This window comes from Streptomyces kebangsaanensis (genome assembly GCF_001906585.1).
Classification (GTDB): Bacteria; Actinomycetota; Actinomycetes; order Streptomycetales; family Streptomycetaceae; genus Streptomyces; species Streptomyces kebangsaanensis.
The window spans coordinates 2,373-17,432 of the sequence record NZ_JUJA01000147.1 but is presented as its reverse complement, the minus strand read 5'-3'; the positions used below and the strand labels follow the sequence as shown (position 1 = coordinate 17,432).

At 71.5% G+C, this 15,060-nt stretch carries 12 protein-coding genes and 1 pseudogene; 8 read left to right on the top strand and 5 right to left on the bottom strand.

The genetic code is table 11. The features are described from left to right. A partial coding sequence (locus RH94_RS44320; RefSeq protein WP_234425986.1) for an acyltransferase domain-containing protein occupies positions 1-4,082 on the top strand: 4,082 nt, incomplete at its 5' end. A gap of 266 nt (positions 4,083-4,348) precedes the next feature. Here RH94_RS44320 and RH94_RS23605 read toward each other — a convergent pair. Then, the gene (locus RH94_RS23605) at positions 4,349-5,647 is read right to left on the bottom strand and encodes an MFS transporter (protein ID WP_079189151.1); all 1,299 of its coding nucleotides are present in this window, start codon (positions 5,645-5,647) and stop codon (positions 4,349-4,351) included. A 266-nt stretch (positions 5,648-5,913) separates the two neighbouring features. Here RH94_RS23605 and RH94_RS40840 point away from each other — a divergent pair, with 266 nt between their 5' ends. Both RH94_RS40840 and RH94_RS23600 read left to right on the top strand, forming a co-directional pair. Continuing rightward, complete coding sequence (locus tag RH94_RS40840; RefSeq protein ID WP_158073082.1) at positions 5,914-6,072, top strand: hypothetical protein; 159 nt, start codon at positions 5,914-5,916, stop codon at positions 6,070-6,072. Positions 6,073-6,293: 221 nt separating this feature from the next. Then, positions 6,294-7,706, top strand: coding sequence for an MFS transporter (locus tag RH94_RS23600; protein ID WP_073949712.1), 1,413 nt, complete (start codon positions 6,294-6,296; stop codon positions 7,704-7,706). Positions 7,707-7,793: 87 nt separating this feature from the next. On the opposite strand, the gene RH94_RS23595 is transcribed toward RH94_RS23600, so the two are convergent. Next, complete coding sequence (locus tag RH94_RS23595; RefSeq protein ID WP_073949710.1) at positions 7,794-8,246, bottom strand: SRPBCC family protein; 453 nt, start codon at positions 8,244-8,246, stop codon at positions 7,794-7,796. 623 nt (positions 8,247-8,869) lie between these two features. Here RH94_RS23595 and RH94_RS23585 point away from each other — a divergent pair. From RH94_RS23585 to RH94_RS23575, 3 genes and pseudogenes are all read left to right on the top strand, one after another. Then, on the top strand, positions 8,870-9,415 hold the full coding sequence (locus RH94_RS23585) for a DoxX family protein (protein WP_073949706.1): 546 nt from the start codon (positions 8,870-8,872) through the stop codon (positions 9,413-9,415). A 628-nt stretch (positions 9,416-10,043) separates the two neighbouring features. Beyond that, positions 10,044-10,211, top strand: a pseudogene (locus tag RH94_RS23580) (ISL3 family transposase); the annotation flags it as partial. Positions 10,212-10,341: 130 nt separating this feature from the next. Continuing rightward, positions 10,342-10,737, top strand: coding sequence for a VOC family protein (locus RH94_RS23575; protein WP_073949702.1), 396 nt, complete (start codon positions 10,342-10,344; stop codon positions 10,735-10,737). Positions 10,738-10,863: 126 nt separating this feature from the next. On the opposite strand, the gene RH94_RS23570 is transcribed toward RH94_RS23575, so the two are convergent. Beyond that, complete coding sequence (locus tag RH94_RS23570) at positions 10,864-11,070, bottom strand: hypothetical protein (protein ID WP_199881043.1); 207 nt, start codon at positions 11,068-11,070, stop codon at positions 10,864-10,866. 245 nt (positions 11,071-11,315) lie between these two features. Between RH94_RS23570 and RH94_RS23565 the strand changes: the two genes are divergently transcribed. Then, positions 11,316-11,735 carry a hypothetical protein gene (locus tag RH94_RS23565; RefSeq protein WP_234425985.1) on the top strand — a complete coding sequence of 140 codons (420 nt, stop codon included), beginning with the start codon at positions 11,316-11,318 and terminating at the stop codon, positions 11,733-11,735. Between the two features lie 32 nt (positions 11,736-11,767). Here RH94_RS23565 and RH94_RS23560 read toward each other — a convergent pair whose 3' ends face one another. Continuing rightward, positions 11,768-12,253: a hypothetical protein gene (locus tag RH94_RS23560; protein ID WP_158073081.1), complete on the bottom strand. Its 486-nt coding sequence runs from the start codon at positions 12,251-12,253 to the stop codon at positions 11,768-11,770. A 669-nt stretch (positions 12,254-12,922) separates the two neighbouring features. Here RH94_RS23560 and RH94_RS23550 point away from each other — a divergent pair. Next, positions 12,923-13,564 carry a helix-turn-helix domain-containing protein gene (locus tag RH94_RS23550; RefSeq protein WP_234425984.1) on the top strand — a complete coding sequence of 214 codons (642 nt, stop codon included), beginning with the start codon at positions 12,923-12,925 and terminating at the stop codon, positions 13,562-13,564. A gap of 297 nt (positions 13,565-13,861) precedes the next feature. Here the strand turns inward: RH94_RS23550 and RH94_RS23545 are convergent, their stop codons facing one another. Then, positions 13,862-14,674: a hypothetical protein gene (locus RH94_RS23545; RefSeq protein ID WP_143204059.1), complete on the bottom strand. Its 813-nt coding sequence runs from the start codon at positions 14,672-14,674 to the stop codon at positions 13,862-13,864. Positions 14,675-15,060: the final 386 nt, after the last annotated feature.

Below are 15,060 nucleotides of genomic sequence, written 5' to 3'. Positions count from 1 at the left end.
GGCTGGCCGGGGGCGGGGCCCGTCCGGCCGATGTGCTGTACCGGGACAGGCCGGTCACGGGGCAGACCGCGTTCGTGTACACCAACGGCTCGGCCGCGTACCCGGGTATGGGCCACGAGCTGATGCTCGCGCTGCCGTCGCTCGGCGAGGCCGTCCGTGCCAGGCACGGGGCGATCGGTGCGCGACTGCGGTCCCGGGCTGAGCACGGAGTGCTCGACCGGATCTGGGCCGCCGCCGAACTCGCCGTCTTCCACACCGTGTTCACCCGGGAGGTGCTCGGGCTGCGGCCGGACGCCGCCCTCGGGTACTCCTCGGGCGAATCGGCCGCCCTGGTGGCGCTGGGTGCCTGGCCGGACGCCGCGGGGCTGTACGACGCCACCCGGGACAGCGGTCTGTTCACGACCGAACTCACCGGTGAACTCCGGGCGGTCCGGCGCCACTGGGAGCGTCGGGGCGTCCAGGGCCGCCGCTGGTCGAGCTGGCTGGTCAGTGCGCCCCTGGAAGCGGTCCGCGCCGAACTCGCCGCCGAGGTCGCGGTCCATCTGATGGCGGTGAACGCGCCCGGAGTCTGCGTCATCGGCGGCGAGTCCCGCGCGTGCGCGGCCGTCGTGGCCAGGATCGGCGCCGACCGCGCGATCGAGCTCGACTACGACCTGGCCGCCCACGCACCGGAGTTGGCGGAGATCCGGGAGGTGTGGCGTCGGGCCCACCACCAGCCCACCGTCGACGTGCCCGGTGTGCGGTTCTACAGCGGGGCCACCGGGCAGTCGTACCGGCCGACGGCCGAGCGGGCCGCCGAGGCGCTCACCGCGCAGGGACTGAACACGATCGACTTCGCGGCCACGGTCGAGCAGGCGTGGGCCGACGGTGTCCGGGTCTTCGTGGAGCACGGGCCGCGCAAGCTGTGCACCGGCTGGATCAAGCGGGTGCTCGGCGACCGGGACCATGTGGCCGTCGCACTGGACGCCCCGGGCGACACCGGGCTGCGGCAGACCTGCCTCGCGGTGGCCGAACTCGTCGTCGCGGGGGTGCCGGTACACGCCGACGAGTTGTTCGCCCGGTTCGCGGAAGCCGCCACGGAGGCCCCGCGTCCCGGGCCCGCGGTCACCGTGCCCGTGCCCGCGCCTCCGTGTCTGCCGCCGCCGGAGCCGGCCCTGGTGACCCTGCCCCGGGCCCCCGAGCTGGCGCCGGTGCCGGACCGGGAGGCCGGCCGGTCCGACGCACCGGCGGCCGTCGCCGTGCCCCGCCCCGGTGCCATGGGGCGGGGCCCCCTGCCGGACGTCCGGCCGGCGGATGCGGACGGGCGGGAGCCTCGGGCGGCGGGCGCCCGTGCCGCGGTCCTCCGGCAGAGCCTGCGGGTCGCCGCGCTGCACCAGGAGATCATGGCCGGGCACACCGAGGCCCACCAGCGGTTCCTGCGGGCGTCCGCTCTCGCCGTCACCGCGCTGAGGGGCACCGTGCCCGGCCCCGGGCCCGTCCCCGTACGGCCGCCGGGCCTTCCGGCGCCGCGTCCGACCGCCGCACCGCCGCCGGCTCCCGTACGGTCCGCGCCCCGTCCGGTGCCCCTGCCCGCTCCCCCGCCGGAACCGGCACCCGCGCCACCCCTGAGGCCGGGGCCGAAGTTCGGCCGGGCCCAGTTGGAGCACCTCGCCTCCCGGGAGGTCTCCACGCTGTTCGGCCCGCGGTTCGCCGAGCAGGACGCGTACGCGGTGCAGACCCGGATGCCCGAGCCGCCCATGCTGCTCGCGGACCGGGTCACCGGCATCGACGCGGTGCCGGCGGCGCTCGTCCTGCCCGGTCCGGTGCGCACCGACGGGACGATCTGGACGGAGACCGACGTCCTGCCCGACAGCTGGTACCTGGACTCCACCGGACGTATGCCGGTCGGGCTGGTGATCGAGGCGGGCCAGGCGGATCTGCTCCTGCTCAGCTGGCTGGGCGTCGACCTCCTCAACCGGGGCGAGCGCGCCTACCGGCTGCTCGGCTGCGAGGTGACGTACCACGGCAGCCCGCCGGAAGCGGGCGACACCCTGTGCTACGAGATCCACATCGACGGCCACGCGGAGCACGAGGGCGTCCGGCTGTCCTTCTTCCACTACGACTGCTACGTGGACGGCGAACTCCGCCTCAGCGTCCGCGAGGGCCAGGCCGGGTTCTTCACCCCCGAGGAGCTCGCGGGCGGCGGCGGTGTGCGGTGGGATCCCGCCGAGCGGCCACCGGACGACGATCTGCCGCTGGATCCGCCCGCCGTGCGCTGCGGACGGATCCGCTTCGACGCGGACCGGGTGCGGGCCCTGGCCCAGGGGCGGCCGGCGGACTGCTTCGGCCCCGGCTGGGAGGCGACGGCGGCCCACGTCCGCTCACCGGGGCTCGACGACGGCAGGCTGCGGCTGCTGCACGAGGTGACCGCGTTCGACCCGGCCGGGGGGCCGTGGGGCCGCGGCTACCTGCGGGCCGAGACCCCTCTGTCGCCGGACGACTGGTTCTTCTCGGGGCACTTCAAGAACGACCCCTGCATGCCGGGCACCCTGATGCTCCAGGGCGGTCTCCAGGCGATGGCGTTCTACCTGGCGGCCATGGGCTTCACCGTGGACCGGGACGGCTGGCGTTTCGAGCCCGTCGACGGTCACCCGTGCAGGGCGATGTGCCGGGGCCAGGCGACTCCGGCCGGCCGGCGGGTCGTCTACGAGGTGTTCGTGCGCGGTGTCTCGGCCGGGCCGGTGCCGACGCTGTACGCCGATGTGCTGGGCTCGGTGGACGGGGCGAAGGCGTTCCTGGGCCAGGACGTGGCGCTGCGGCTGGTGCCCGACTGGCCCCTGTCGCACTGGCGGCGCTCGGGCCCGCCCCTCGTGCAGGGCAGCGGTGCGCCGGTGCCGCTCCCCCTGCTCGGCGGGCTGGCCGGGCACCGGGAGGAGAAGCCGGTGGCGACGGCGGCCGATGGACTCCCCTTCGGCTACGCCTCGTTGCTGGCGTGTGCCTGGGGCAGGCCGAGTGAGGCGTTCGGCACCGCGTACGAGCCCTTCGACGGCACCCGCAAGGTCGCGCGGCTGCCCGGTCCCCCCTACCACTTCATGAGCCGGATCGTCTCGGTGGACGGTCCGCAGGGCGGTGTGCGGGAGGGCAGCAGTGTCGTCGCGGAGTACGACGTGCCCGCGCAAGCCTGGTACTTCGAGCAGAGCGGCGGCCGTACGATGCCGTTCGCCGTCCTGATGGAGATCGCGCTGCAGCCCTGCGGGTGGCTGGCCTCGTACGTGGGCAGCGCGTTGACCACCGACACGGATCTGCTGTTCCGCAACCTCGACGGGTCGGGGACGGTCACCGGTGAGGTCACTCCGGCGACGGGTACCGTCCGCACCCATGCCGAGCTGACGCGTGTCTCCCGCAGCGGGGACACGATCATCGAGTCGTTCCGGGTGAGGTGCACGGCCGACGGCGTGCCGCTGTTCGAACTCTCCACGGCCTTCGGCTACTTCCCGCCGTCGGCCTTCGACCACCAGCAGGGCCTCACGGTGTCGGCCGAGGACCGGGCCCGTCTCGACGATCCCTGCGACCGCATGGTCGATCTGACCGCCCGGCCCGCTCGTTACTGCGCCGGGGAACCGCGGTTGCCGGGCCCGATGCTGCTGATGCTCGACCGGATCACCGGCTCCTGGCCGGACGGGGGCGGCCGGGGGCTCGGGCGGCTGCGGTCGGAGAAGGACGTGGTCCCGGGCGAGTGGTTCTTCCGGGCGCACTTCTTCCAGGACCCGGTGCAGCCGGGGTCGTTGGGCATCGAGGCCATGTGCCAGCTGCTCCAGTACCACCTGCTCGAGCGCGGCGCGGCGGACGGCATCCCCCACCCGCGGTTCGAGCCGGTGCTGCCCGGCCGCGAGACGGCCTGGACGTACCGCGGCCAGATCACCCCGGCCAACCGGCTGATCCGGGTGGACATGGACATCGTGGAGAGCGGCACGGACGCGCGGGGGCCCTATGCGACGGCGGACGCGTCGCTGTGGGGCGACGACACGTGCATCTACCGAGTGCGCGGGCTGGGCATGCGTGTGGTGTCCGACACGGCTCCCGCACCCTCACCCGCCCCGTGACGCGAGGGCCCGGTCGGGGGCCGGGCGTCAGGAGCCTCGACCGCCCGTTCAGCGGCGGCCGCGGAAGGTGCGGCGGAGGCCGTCGGAGCGTGGTGCGGTCCGGTTCCGGACCTGTGCTCAGGGTGTGGCGGGCAGACGGCGGTGCCGGTGGCTCGGTCCCGGAGCACGAAGCGGTCGGTCGTCCCGGCCGGCCGCTCCCGCACCGGGGTCTGTTGGTGCGGGAGCGGCCGGGGCGGCCAACAGCGCTTCGCGCCGGGCCGGTCCCATCAGGTCGCCGGGGCCCCGGGGTGCTGCTCCCCGTCCCCGGGGGCGGCCGGAGGCTGGGGGGAGCGAGCAGGTTCATCCATGCGTGGGACTGCCGTGACCTGTCCGGCTTCCGTCGAGGCTTCCGCGCCGGATGAAGTGATCACCACGGAGCTGGGGTTGCCCCGGTCCATGAAGCCGCCGACGAAGGCCAGACCGAGGCCTGCTGCGGCAAGAGCCGCGCCGACCATGCTGGGCGAGGCCCAGCCCCAGCCTGCCGAGATGGCCAGGCCGCCGAGCCAGGCGCCGCCCGCGTTGGCCAGGTTGAAGGCGGAGTGGTTGGAGGCCGCCGCCATCGTGGGAGCGTTCTTCGCCTTGGCCATCAGCAGCATCTGGACGGGCGTGGTGATGAGGGAACCCATCGCACCGATGAAGGTGATCGTCAGCAGGGCGGGCACAGTGCTGTGGACGGTGAAGTAGAACGTCACCAGTGCCGCGGCGAGCAGAGCGTGCCCCGCGTACAGCGTCGGGCGCAGGGCCCGGTCCGTGAGAGGGCCTGCGATCAGCGTGCCGAGCGTCATGCCGACGCCGTAGAGAGCGAGGACCAAAGTGGTCGAGGAGTCGGAGACGCCCGTCAGGTGCGTCAGCATGGGCACCAGGTAGCTGTAGACGGCGAAGAACCCGCCGAAGCCGACGACGGCCGTGGCCAGACCGATCGCGACCTGCCTGTTGCCCATGGCCCGCAGCTCGTGCCGGACTCCGGACTGCCGGCCACGTGGCTGGTGAGGAACGAAGAGTGCCAGCAGGGCGAGCGCGACAAGGCCGATGACGGCGACCGCGCCGTAGGCGGACCGCCAGCCCAACTGCTGCCCGAGGGCCGTGCCGGCCGGGACGCCGACGATGTTCGCGACGGTGAGTCCGAGGAACATCCTCGAGACGGCGCGCGCGGCCCGTTCGGGGGCGACCAGCCGGGAGGCCACGACGGCGCCCACGCCGAACAGCGCTCCGTGCGGCAGACCTGCCAGGAAACGCGCGGCGAACAGGAGGCCGAAACCGGGAGCAAGCGCGGACGCGATGTTGCCGACCACGAACAGTCCGGACAGGAACAGCAGCAGCCGCTTGTGGGGGACACGCGCGCCGATGCCCGTCAGTACGGGGGCGCCGACGACGACACCGAGCGCGTAGGCCGAGACGAGGTTGCCGGCGTGCGGCACGGACACGCCGATCCCGTCGGCGATCTGGGGCAGCAGCCCCATCGTGACGAACTCGGTCGTGCCGATACCGAACGCGACGGCGGCCAGGGCCAGCAGAGCCAGGGGCATGGCGCAGGAAAACCTTTCGACAACAGCGGTCCGGGAGCGAGGGAGCGGGAAGGCCTGGGTCGTCTCCGGCTCCCGTGGCCCGTCGCGCTGAGCACCGTTGCCCAGCACGCCCGTGGAACAGGGCAAGCCCTCAGGGAGTGCAGCAGTGGCAGGGGGCCGCGCATTCCAAGATCGGGCCAGACGCTCCGTGACCTATGTCATGCCGCGATCGGGCGGGCCCCGACAGGGCGGTTGACGCCGATGCGCGAAGGGCGCTTCAACCCGCTTTGCCGCACTCGTCGCTCTCCGATCCCACATCGCTCTCCGATCCCACGGCGCCCGCCGACCGCGCCGTCGGCGTGATCGCCGGAGTCGTCGTCCTGGCCGCCGCCATCGCGGCGTCCTTCGTGATCCCGAAGCCGGTGGAAGCCGAGACACACGACTGACCCGGCCCTTTCGGCACCGCCGGCACGCCCCCAGAACGCCCGGCAGCCCGAACTCGTCTCACATTTTGATATGAGGCGGCTGGTGAATGAGATTCTTGACATCGTTGCCATGCCCGCACCGTTCGCGCGGTCGTTTCCCGGAGGGGAACGCGTGCCGGCGTGCGGGCCGCCGGCACATACCGCCGACGGCCGTTCTTTGCCCTCGTGCGAAAGACCAAGAAATGCCCGTACCAACCACCAGCCCAGCCCAGGCACCCGTCAACTCGCGGTCCCGCGTCCTCATCGCGAGCCTCATCGGCACGACGATCGAGTTCTACGACTTCTACATCTACGCGACCGCCGCCGTCCTGGTCTTCCCCGCACTCTTCTTCCCGAGCAGCGACCCGACCACGGCGCTGCTGTCGTCCTTCGCGGTGTTCGGTGCCGCGATGGTCGCCCGCCCGATCGGCGCCGTCGTCTTCGGACACCTCGGTGACCGGATCGGCCGCAAGGGCACGCTGGTGGCCTCGCTTCTCACCATGGGCATCGCCACCTTCCTCATCGGCGTGCTGCCCACCTACGCGCAGGCCGGCTGGATCGCCACCACCCTGCTGGTGCTGATGCGGCTCGCGCAGGGCTTCGCGCTCGGCGGCGAGTGGAGCGGTGCCGCCCTGGTCGCCACCGAGAACGCCCCCAGCGACAAGCGCGCCCTCTACGGCACGTTCCCCCAGCTGGGAGCCCCGCTCGGCTTCATCATCGGCAACGGGCTCTTCCTGATCATCGGCGCGCTGCTGCCGTCCACCGCGGGTGCCGATCCGTCGCAGCCCTCCGAGGCCTTCCTGAGCTGGGGCTGGCGCGTGCCGTTCCTGTTCTCCGCCGTGATGGTCGCGATCGGCCTGTGGGTGCGGATGCGCCTCGTCGAGTCGACGGTCTTCGCCAGGACCCGCGAGGCCGGACTGGTGCGGAAGCTGCCGCTGGCCACCGTCTTCCGCAACCACTGGAAGCAGCTGGTCCTCGGCACCTTCTTCATGCTCGCGACGTATGTGCTCTTCTATCTGATGACCACGTTCTCGCTGAGCTACGGCCGTGCCCCGAAGGACGCCGCGGTGCCCGGCCTGGGATACGGCTACACCACCTTCGTGGTGATGATGATCTTCGGCGTGCTGTTCTTCGCCGCGTTCACCCTGATCTCCGGCCCACTCGCCGACAAGTACGGCCGCCGCGCCACCCTGATCTGGGTCACCGCCGCGATCCTGGTCTTCGGGCTGGTGTGGGTACCGCTGATCGGCACCGGCACGCTCGGCGTGGTGCTGTGGCTGGTGCTCGGCTTCACACTGATGGGCATGACCTTCGGCCCGATGGGCGCGCTCCTGCCGGAGCTCTTCCCGACGAGCGTGCGCTACACCGGCTCCGGCATCTCGTACAACGTCAGCTCGATCCTCGGCGCGGCCGTCGCCCCGTTCATCGCGGTGGCGCTGTGGGAGGCCGGCGACGGCTCGCCGCGGCTGGTCGGTGTCTACCTCTCCGTGATGGCGCTGCTGACCCTGGTCTCGCTGCTGATCGGCAAGGAGACGAAGGACGTCGCCCTCGACGAGGGCGAGGCCCCCACCCGCCGCGACCACGACCGTGACCCCGCCGCCACCGCGGCTCCCTGAACTGTCCGCCGCCCCACCGCGGCCCCCTTCCCCCCGTACGAGGGCGAAGGGGGCCGCGGTGTCTTCGCAGGCGGGTTCGGAGAACGCTCAGTCCCTCGTCCCTGCGGCCAGGAAGGCGCTCAGGCTGTCGAGAAGCACGGTGCTGCCCTGCTCGGCCATGTCGCGTTCCTCGGTGGTGTCGCAGGTCTGGCGGAGCACGATCTGCGTGTGGCGGTCGTCCTTCTCGTCGAGTTCCATGGTCATGGCTGCGGGGTCGGGCTTGCCGGGTACGTCCATGCCGACCACCAGACGGCGGTTCTCGGCGACCTCGAGATAGGAGCCGGTCAGCGGGAACTGTCCGCCGTCGGGGGTGACCATCGTCGCCTTCCACGCTCCGCCCGGCCGTACGTCCATCTCGACGGAGCCGGCAGCGGCGCCTGCCCACCGGGCGTACTGCTCGGCGGTGGTCCACGCTCGCCACACCTTCACCACGGGGGCGTCCAACGTTCGAGTCAGCGTGTAGGAGAAGCCGTTGGCCGCGGTGGTCTGCTCAGTGCTCATGTCTCGTCTCCTGGCCTCGCTCGGTCGGGGTCTCGCATCTGTGGACACCTGCGAGCGCGGAAACTCATCGGTGTGCCATCGAGGCGACGCCATCGGCGCCTCCTCGCAGCATGGAGCACACCCGCACTCGCACCAACCGACCCGCACAACGGCCAGGCAGGAGCCCCCGGCAGGAGCAACGGCAGCAGCACCACCCGCTCCACGGCCGCGCGTGCACAGCCCGACCGCCACCCAAGTGCGCACCATCGCCACTCACTGCCCCGCCCGGCGCACTCGGGTACGGATCGCAATCGCGCAGGGCGGGACGTGCGGCACAAGCTCGAACCGCTCCTACCTGCCGCTTCGCCGTGACTTCGGGGACGCGGGGCCCACTTCGAAGCCGGCCCGTGTCGGCGCGGCGACAGAGGCCGAGCACACCCGCATGATCCTGCGCGGCGTCCAGGCCACCGGCTCCAGCACCATGACCTCCATTCTCCTCGACCTACCGCGCACCGACGCCCGCTCCCGCACGTGGGGCCGGAGCCGACCGAGAAGTTGTTGAAGTTTCATGTATCGATTATCCTCGGCCTGGAGCTTGAACATTCAAGTTATTTCTCTCGTCCCCTCAGAAAGATCCGTCCAACATGGCTTCCACCCTCACCCGCTCCACCGCTTCCTCCTCCCCCGTCACCGAAGGCCCCTCGCTGCACGCCTACGACGCCGGATTGCTGGTCGTCCGCCTCGTCCTCGGACTGACCGTCGCAGCGCATGGCGCGCAGAAACTGTTCGGCTGGTTCGGTGGCGGGGGGCTTGAGGGCACCGGCCAGTTCTTCACCATGAGCGGCTACCCCTCGGGCAAGGCGATGGCCGCGATCGCCGGACTCACCGAGACCCTCGGCGGGCTCGGCCTTGCGCTCGGCCTGCTGACACCGCTCGCAGGCGCCGCCGTCCTCGGCACGATGATCAACGCGCTGGCCGTCAAGTGGGGCGGCGGCTTCTTCGCTCCGCAGGGCGTCGAGTACGAAGCCCTGTTGATCGCCGGTGCGGCCGGACTGGCCCTCACCGGGCCCGGCAGGATCGCCGCCGACCGTTTCCTGCCCGGGCTGCGCACGCACCGGCTGGGATACGGTGTCGCCGCCGTCGTACTCGCCGTCGTGCTCGCCGGCCTCGTCCTGCTCATCCGCAACTGAGCGCCGCCGTCACTTTCGAAGGCAGGGGGAGGCGGGTTCGCTGCGTCGCCGTGCCAGGGCCGTGGGGAGGTGCACCTCCCCACGGCCTTCGTGCGTCGGGGTTCCGTCGCTCCGGAGTCTGCGACTGCCGCCCCTCGCTGAATCCCCGACCCACCGTTTCACCGAAGGGGTCCTCGCCGAGAAACACGAAGACGTCGCCGCGGGTCAGGCCCTTGACACACCCCCTTCAAAGCGAGCGCACCGTGTCCAGCCCGGCAATCGGATGTTCCTGTCCGTGGCCCGAGCCGCTCGCAGGGGTCTCCTCCCCACAGACATGGAGCCGCCGGACTCCGGAGCGGACCGGGGGCCCCGCGGGCAGCCGCTTGAGACGCTCAGTCCGGCAGAGGATGCAGCCTGCCGCTCCAACGCTCGTCGTCGACCTCACCGAGCTTCGTCAACCGGACGCCAAAAGCGTCCTCCACCAGCCCCAGAACGCCGTGAAGGGGCGCAACCCGGCCAGGAACGAGCCCGAGGGGCCTCATGATCTCGTCAAGCCTTGCCGGATTGCCCGGCCGGCTCGACCGCCTGGAGAGTGTGGAAGCCGACGATGACCTCGCCGCCCACCGCGCACTTGAACCAGTGCATCGGCTTCGCACTCCACCTGCTCCGGGACCTCGACGCCGTGACCGCCGGGCTCACCCTGCACTGGACCTCCGGCGGCACCGAAGGTGCCGTGAACCGCATCAAGAAGATCAAAAGGCAGCTCTACGGACGAGCCGGATTCGAACTGCTCCGCAAGATGATCCTCCTTCAGTGAACCCTTGTCGGTAACGTCTCGTGACAGTTCGTGATCTTCGTTCAGGTGGTGCGGCCGTGTTCGAGCTGGAGCAGGACGAGGGCGGCCCGGGCCAATACTCTGAGTCCCGTCCGCACTATCTGGGAGAGTGATGACAAGTAGGTTCACCGAGTTGGTCGTCGACTGCCGCGATCCGGAGAGACTCGCGGCCTTCTGGTGCGAGGTCCTGGGTTTCAAGGTGATCGACCGGAGCGAGGGCAAGGTCGAGATCGGCTCCTGGGTGCCGACCGTCGAGGACGTTCGGGCCCGCCAGATGGCGCCCACCCTGCTGTTCATCCAGGTACCCGAGGGCAAGACCGTGAAGAACCGGCTTCACCTCGACGTCAGCCCGATCGACGGCAGCACCGAGGACGAGGTGACCAGATTGCTCGGCCTCGGCGCCACCAAGACGGATGTGGGCCAAGGCTCAGACCGAAACTGGGTGGTCATGGCAGACCCCGAGGGCAACGAGTTCTGCGTCCTGCGCACCCTGGCACCGCAGAACTAGGCCGCGAGCGGGCACCCACACCCCGTCACGCACCGCAACCGTCACGTTGTCGAGAAGACCTTGGTGGTCTGCGTCGCAAGTCCTTCGGGGGTTGACGTCGGAGGCGGTGCTGTGGCTGGCGTCTGGTCAGGTGTCGGGGGTGGCGAGGTGGAGTCGGCAGGCGCAGTCGAGTGCGTCCGCGGGGGTGCCCGTGGGGCTGCCGGTGGGCAGCAGACTGTCCTCGTAGCGGTCGCTGCCGGCGTAGTAGAAGGCGAAGCCCCACCTGTTGGCGGCGCCGGCGTAGCGCAGCCGCATCAGCTTGACCCGTTCGCCGTCGGCCAGTTCGGCCTCCACATAGGCGCAGGCCCCGCGGTGGCGGATGTGCAGCCGCCCCAGCCGCGGCCACCATGCGGATTGAATGTCCGTGTCGTGTGGTGGAAGAGAGGCGGGTGGGCATGGCGGGCGCAACCCCTGGGGGAGGCGGGTCCGTAGGAGCGGGTGCCCCACCGTCCGCGCCGCCGTCCCGCTTCCCGGTCCGCTTCGCGTCCCGCCCGGCACGGTGATGACCTTCGGACTGGCGCGCCGCCAGGTGCGGCCGCGTGCCCGATCCGCCGCGGCGCACCGAGAGCCTGGTCATCGTCCCGCTCGGCGAGGTCAGCCGGCTTGCGCAGCACGCGCTGTCCGCGGCCCTGGCCCTCGGGAACGAGGTGGTCGTCGTCTCCGTTCAGCCCGACCCGGTCAAGGCCCGCGCCCTGGTGGAGGACTGGGACCGCTGGCAGCCCGGGGTGCGCCTGGACATCATCGACAGCCCGCACCGCTCACTGGTGCAGCCCATCCTTGCCTACGTCAAGCGCTCGGTGCACGCGGACCGGCGGATCGCGGTGCTCATCCCCGAGGTCGAGCCCCGCCACCGCCGCTACCGCGTCCTGCAGAACCAACGCGGCCTGCTGCTCGCCTCGGTGCTGCGGGCACGGACGGACGTGGTGGTCTGCCCGGTGTCGTACCGGCTGAAGATCTGACGCCGGCAGCGGACCCTCGTCGCGACGGGGTGTCAGGCGCGACTGATGTCGAGGGGCAGCCTGGCGCTGCCGGAGTGCCGGGACTCCATAGGGGCGTCCTGGGGGAGGCCGGTGATCACACCGTAGACGCCGATGCCGCTGGCGCCGACCGGACCGGCCGGGGCCGCGCGCAGACGGTAGCGCTCGGTGCGGAGGGCGCCGCGGGGGAGCTTGGTGCCACCGGTCGTGACGTAGAAGACTCCGGCGTCGGTGGCGACATGGAGCGGGTGGTCGCGCCAGGTGCGGGAGGCGGGGTCCCAGCGCTGGAGGGTCAGGCGCGGGTCGCTGAAGTCCCCGTCGACCCAGTACGGCTCCATGGCCAGCCCGGTGGCGAAGCGGGGGAAGTCGCGGGAGGTGTCATTGCGCAGGGTCACGCTGAACTCGACGGCGGCGCCGCCCCGTACGAGGCGCAGCGCGCCGCCTTGCGCCGACACGGCGACGGTGACCGTGGGCCGGACCGGCCGGGCGCTCGTGATCACCGGCGCGGGTGCGGAGGGGGACGCCGACGCGGTGGACGGCTTGGCCGAGGCCGAGGGTGAGGGGGAAGCCGAGGCCGAGGGTGAGGGGGAAGCCGAGGCCGAGGGTGAGGGGGAAGCCGAGGGGGAAGCCGAGGCCGAAGGTGAGGATGAAGCCGAGGCCGAAGGTGAGGGTGAGGGCGGCACCGTGGCCCCCGGGGCGGCCTGCGGTGTGCATCCCACCAGCGCCCACCCGGCCGCGAGTGCCGCCACAACCGGCCCAACCGGCAGAGTTGACAGCACTGTTCTTCTCCGCGCCACTCTTCCCGACCCCGTTCCGTGTCCGCTGCCGTTCCGCGGCACCGTATCGGCGTCTCTGTGCACCGTCCACCTGCCGGTACGGGTTTGTGATCAAGCTGTTGCCCACCGGCGGAGCCCGGCGAGACGCCCGCGCCGAGGCCCGCCGTGTGCCGCCAACTCCGCTCCGGCGAAACGGTCTTCGACGCGCACCGGGCCCGCACCCGCTGTACTGGTATGCGCGGGCATCCTCCGGCAACCCGGTGGACCGGAACCGTGAATCGGAATGAAGGCAACGGAGGGCCTTCTCATGCCCGCTGACTGGCTACTACCGGCCGTCCGTACCCTCGGAGTACGGCTGAGCGCCTGGGGGTCCGTCTCGCATGGCTCCGGAGGGTGGCCGACCTCACCCAAGAGGCACTGGCCGAGAGGTCAGGGCTGTCCGCCGACCTGATCAAGAAGTTGGAGCAGAAGCGCAAGCACTCCGCGCGTCTGCCCACGCTGCACGCCCTGGCGAAGGGCCTCGGGGTCGAGTTGACAGCCTTTCTCGGCGACCCGCCCGGTGTCCCGTCCACGGGCGATGCCGACCCGCCCCGGCTTGTCGCCCTGCGCCGTGCCGTGATGCCTCCCCTGTTCGCTCCGCTGCCCGAGCCGAGCGACACCGAGCGCCTGACCATCCCGCTCCTGCGCCGGGAGATCGCGGACGCCTGGGGACCGCAACCGCCGGTGGCCGGCTATGTGCATCGGCTGATGGTGGACCGCAGCAGCGCCCAGCCGGGGACGGGGCGGTTTCTGCTGCGTGCTGCGGAGCGCCGCGTTGCCGCGGCGGGGCGGGCGTTCGTGCGTCTGGACTGTCTGGCCGGCAACACACGCCTGAACGCCGGCTACCGGGTCGTCGGCCACAAGGCAGGCAAGCCGCAGCCGGGCGGTGCGCCTAAGTCGTTCACCCTCCTGGAGAAGACCTTCGGGCCGGCCGCGCGGGCTGAGCGACAGGTGGTGTCAGGCTCCACCGACAAAACCACACCGGGCGCGGAATAAGCCAGCAGGGTCGGTGACACGGTTCTTACCGGCACCCCTACTTCCGCGGTTGCCATTCGGCCGGCGACGAGATGCCGTGGGGCGTCGACCGCCGCAGGAAGGTGGCCGCGACCGCACCGTGCGGCCCCGGGCCCCACACGCTTGCCCGCGCCGGGTCGGACGGCCGGCGCCGAACCCATGGGTGCCGGCCGGTGCAGCCGCCGTCCCGCGGCTGCTCGTGAGAAGGAGTGACCCGCGCCGGCAGCCGCCCTCCCTCACTCGGGTTCCAGGTGCGGGGGACGCGATGGGCCGGGTGCCTCAATTCGCGGTCTCGTGGCGAGCGACGTTCTTCGAGACCGCTTTCAGCAGTGGTTCCAGACGGTCCACCAGCTTCTGGTACTCGCTCGTCCTGCCGTCCGACCACTGACCCAGCCCCACCACCATGGCACGGCCCTGCCCGGTGAAGGCCTGCACCATTCCACTGTCGGCCGGCAGGGTCGGCAGGCCGGATCCGGGCGGTGGAGCTTGCGCGGCCACCTGGTAGTCGTTGAAGTTCATGGACAGCCGGGTCACCAGCTTCACCGTCTCCCGCGGGTCCTTCATCGTGAAGACGGCCAGGTTGAACTGGTTGCCGTGCGCGTCCTTGTAGAGGGCGATCTCCTCACCGAGACACCCCTCGCCGGCGGTGATCTCGGCGGCCAGTGCCGGTCCGACCGAATCGGGCTCGGTGCAGGACTCCAGCACGGCCGCGCCCACTCTGGTGAATGTGCCACCGTCACCGTCCGCCACATGGACCGGAAACGCCTCGGCCAGGGGGATCACCGGCCGCTCCGCCGCACCGGCGGCCGTCGCGGAGGCGCGTGGTCCGGGGGCGGACGTCGTCACCGCGGGTGCGGCAGCTTCGTGTTCGTGGGATGACGAGTCCGTGGGCTGCCTCAGAGCCAGGAGGGCTGCCGCGGTCACAGCGGCCGCCGCTGCGGCCAGCGCGGCGTTCCGGGGCCACACACGCTTCCGGGCGGGAACCGGGGCCTCCTTGACGGCGGCGTTCCGGACGAAGTCGTCGTCGAGTACCACGTGCCACTCGTCGTCGCGTCTGTGGTGATCAGGGGGCGGATTCTCGTTGCTCGGCACGGTGGAACCGTAGCGATCAGAGCTTCCGAGACGAATACACCCACGTCACAGCATGATCACTATTCGAGCGGGCTCCGAGAAGGTGGCTCCGGGGCACCGACAGTTCTCTGGGCTTGTCGCCCGATCTCGTAGTACGTGCCCGCCGCTGTCTCGTCCCGGTCCACCGCCACCTCTCTCGAGCGCATTCGCCGCGGGCCAGGGTCTGCTGCTCGGAAAAGGCGAGGCGTGGGCTGGGCGACCGGTCCGGGTGCTGGTCGTGCGGCCTTGCCGGACGGGTCCGCCCTCTCCGCGCAGTCGGCGGGATGCGGCCTCGGAATGCGGTGTCGCGGCGTCGTGTCCGCACCGCCCCCGCGCTCAAGCATGTGCCCCGTTTTCGCGTACGGCTT

Bases quoted from the DNA above. Each gene is read 5' to 3' on its own strand.
- RH94_RS23605 (WP_079189151.1), bottom strand. From the start codon at position 5,647: ATGCCCCTGGCTCTGCTGGCCCTGGCCGCCGTCGCGTTCGGTATCGGC.
- RH94_RS23575 (WP_073949702.1), top strand. From the start codon at position 10,342: ATGACAAGTAGGTTCACCGAGTTGGTCGTCGACTGCCGCGATCCGGAG.
- RH94_RS23600 (WP_073949712.1), top strand. From the start codon at position 6,294: ATGCCCGTACCAACCACCAGCCCAGCCCAGGCACCCGTCAACTCGCGG.
- RH94_RS23595 (WP_073949710.1), bottom strand. From the start codon at position 8,246: ATGAGCACTGAGCAGACCACCGCGGCCAACGGCTTCTCCTACACGCTG.
- RH94_RS23585 (WP_073949706.1), top strand. From the start codon at position 8,870: ATGGCTTCCACCCTCACCCGCTCCACCGCTTCCTCCTCCCCCGTCACC.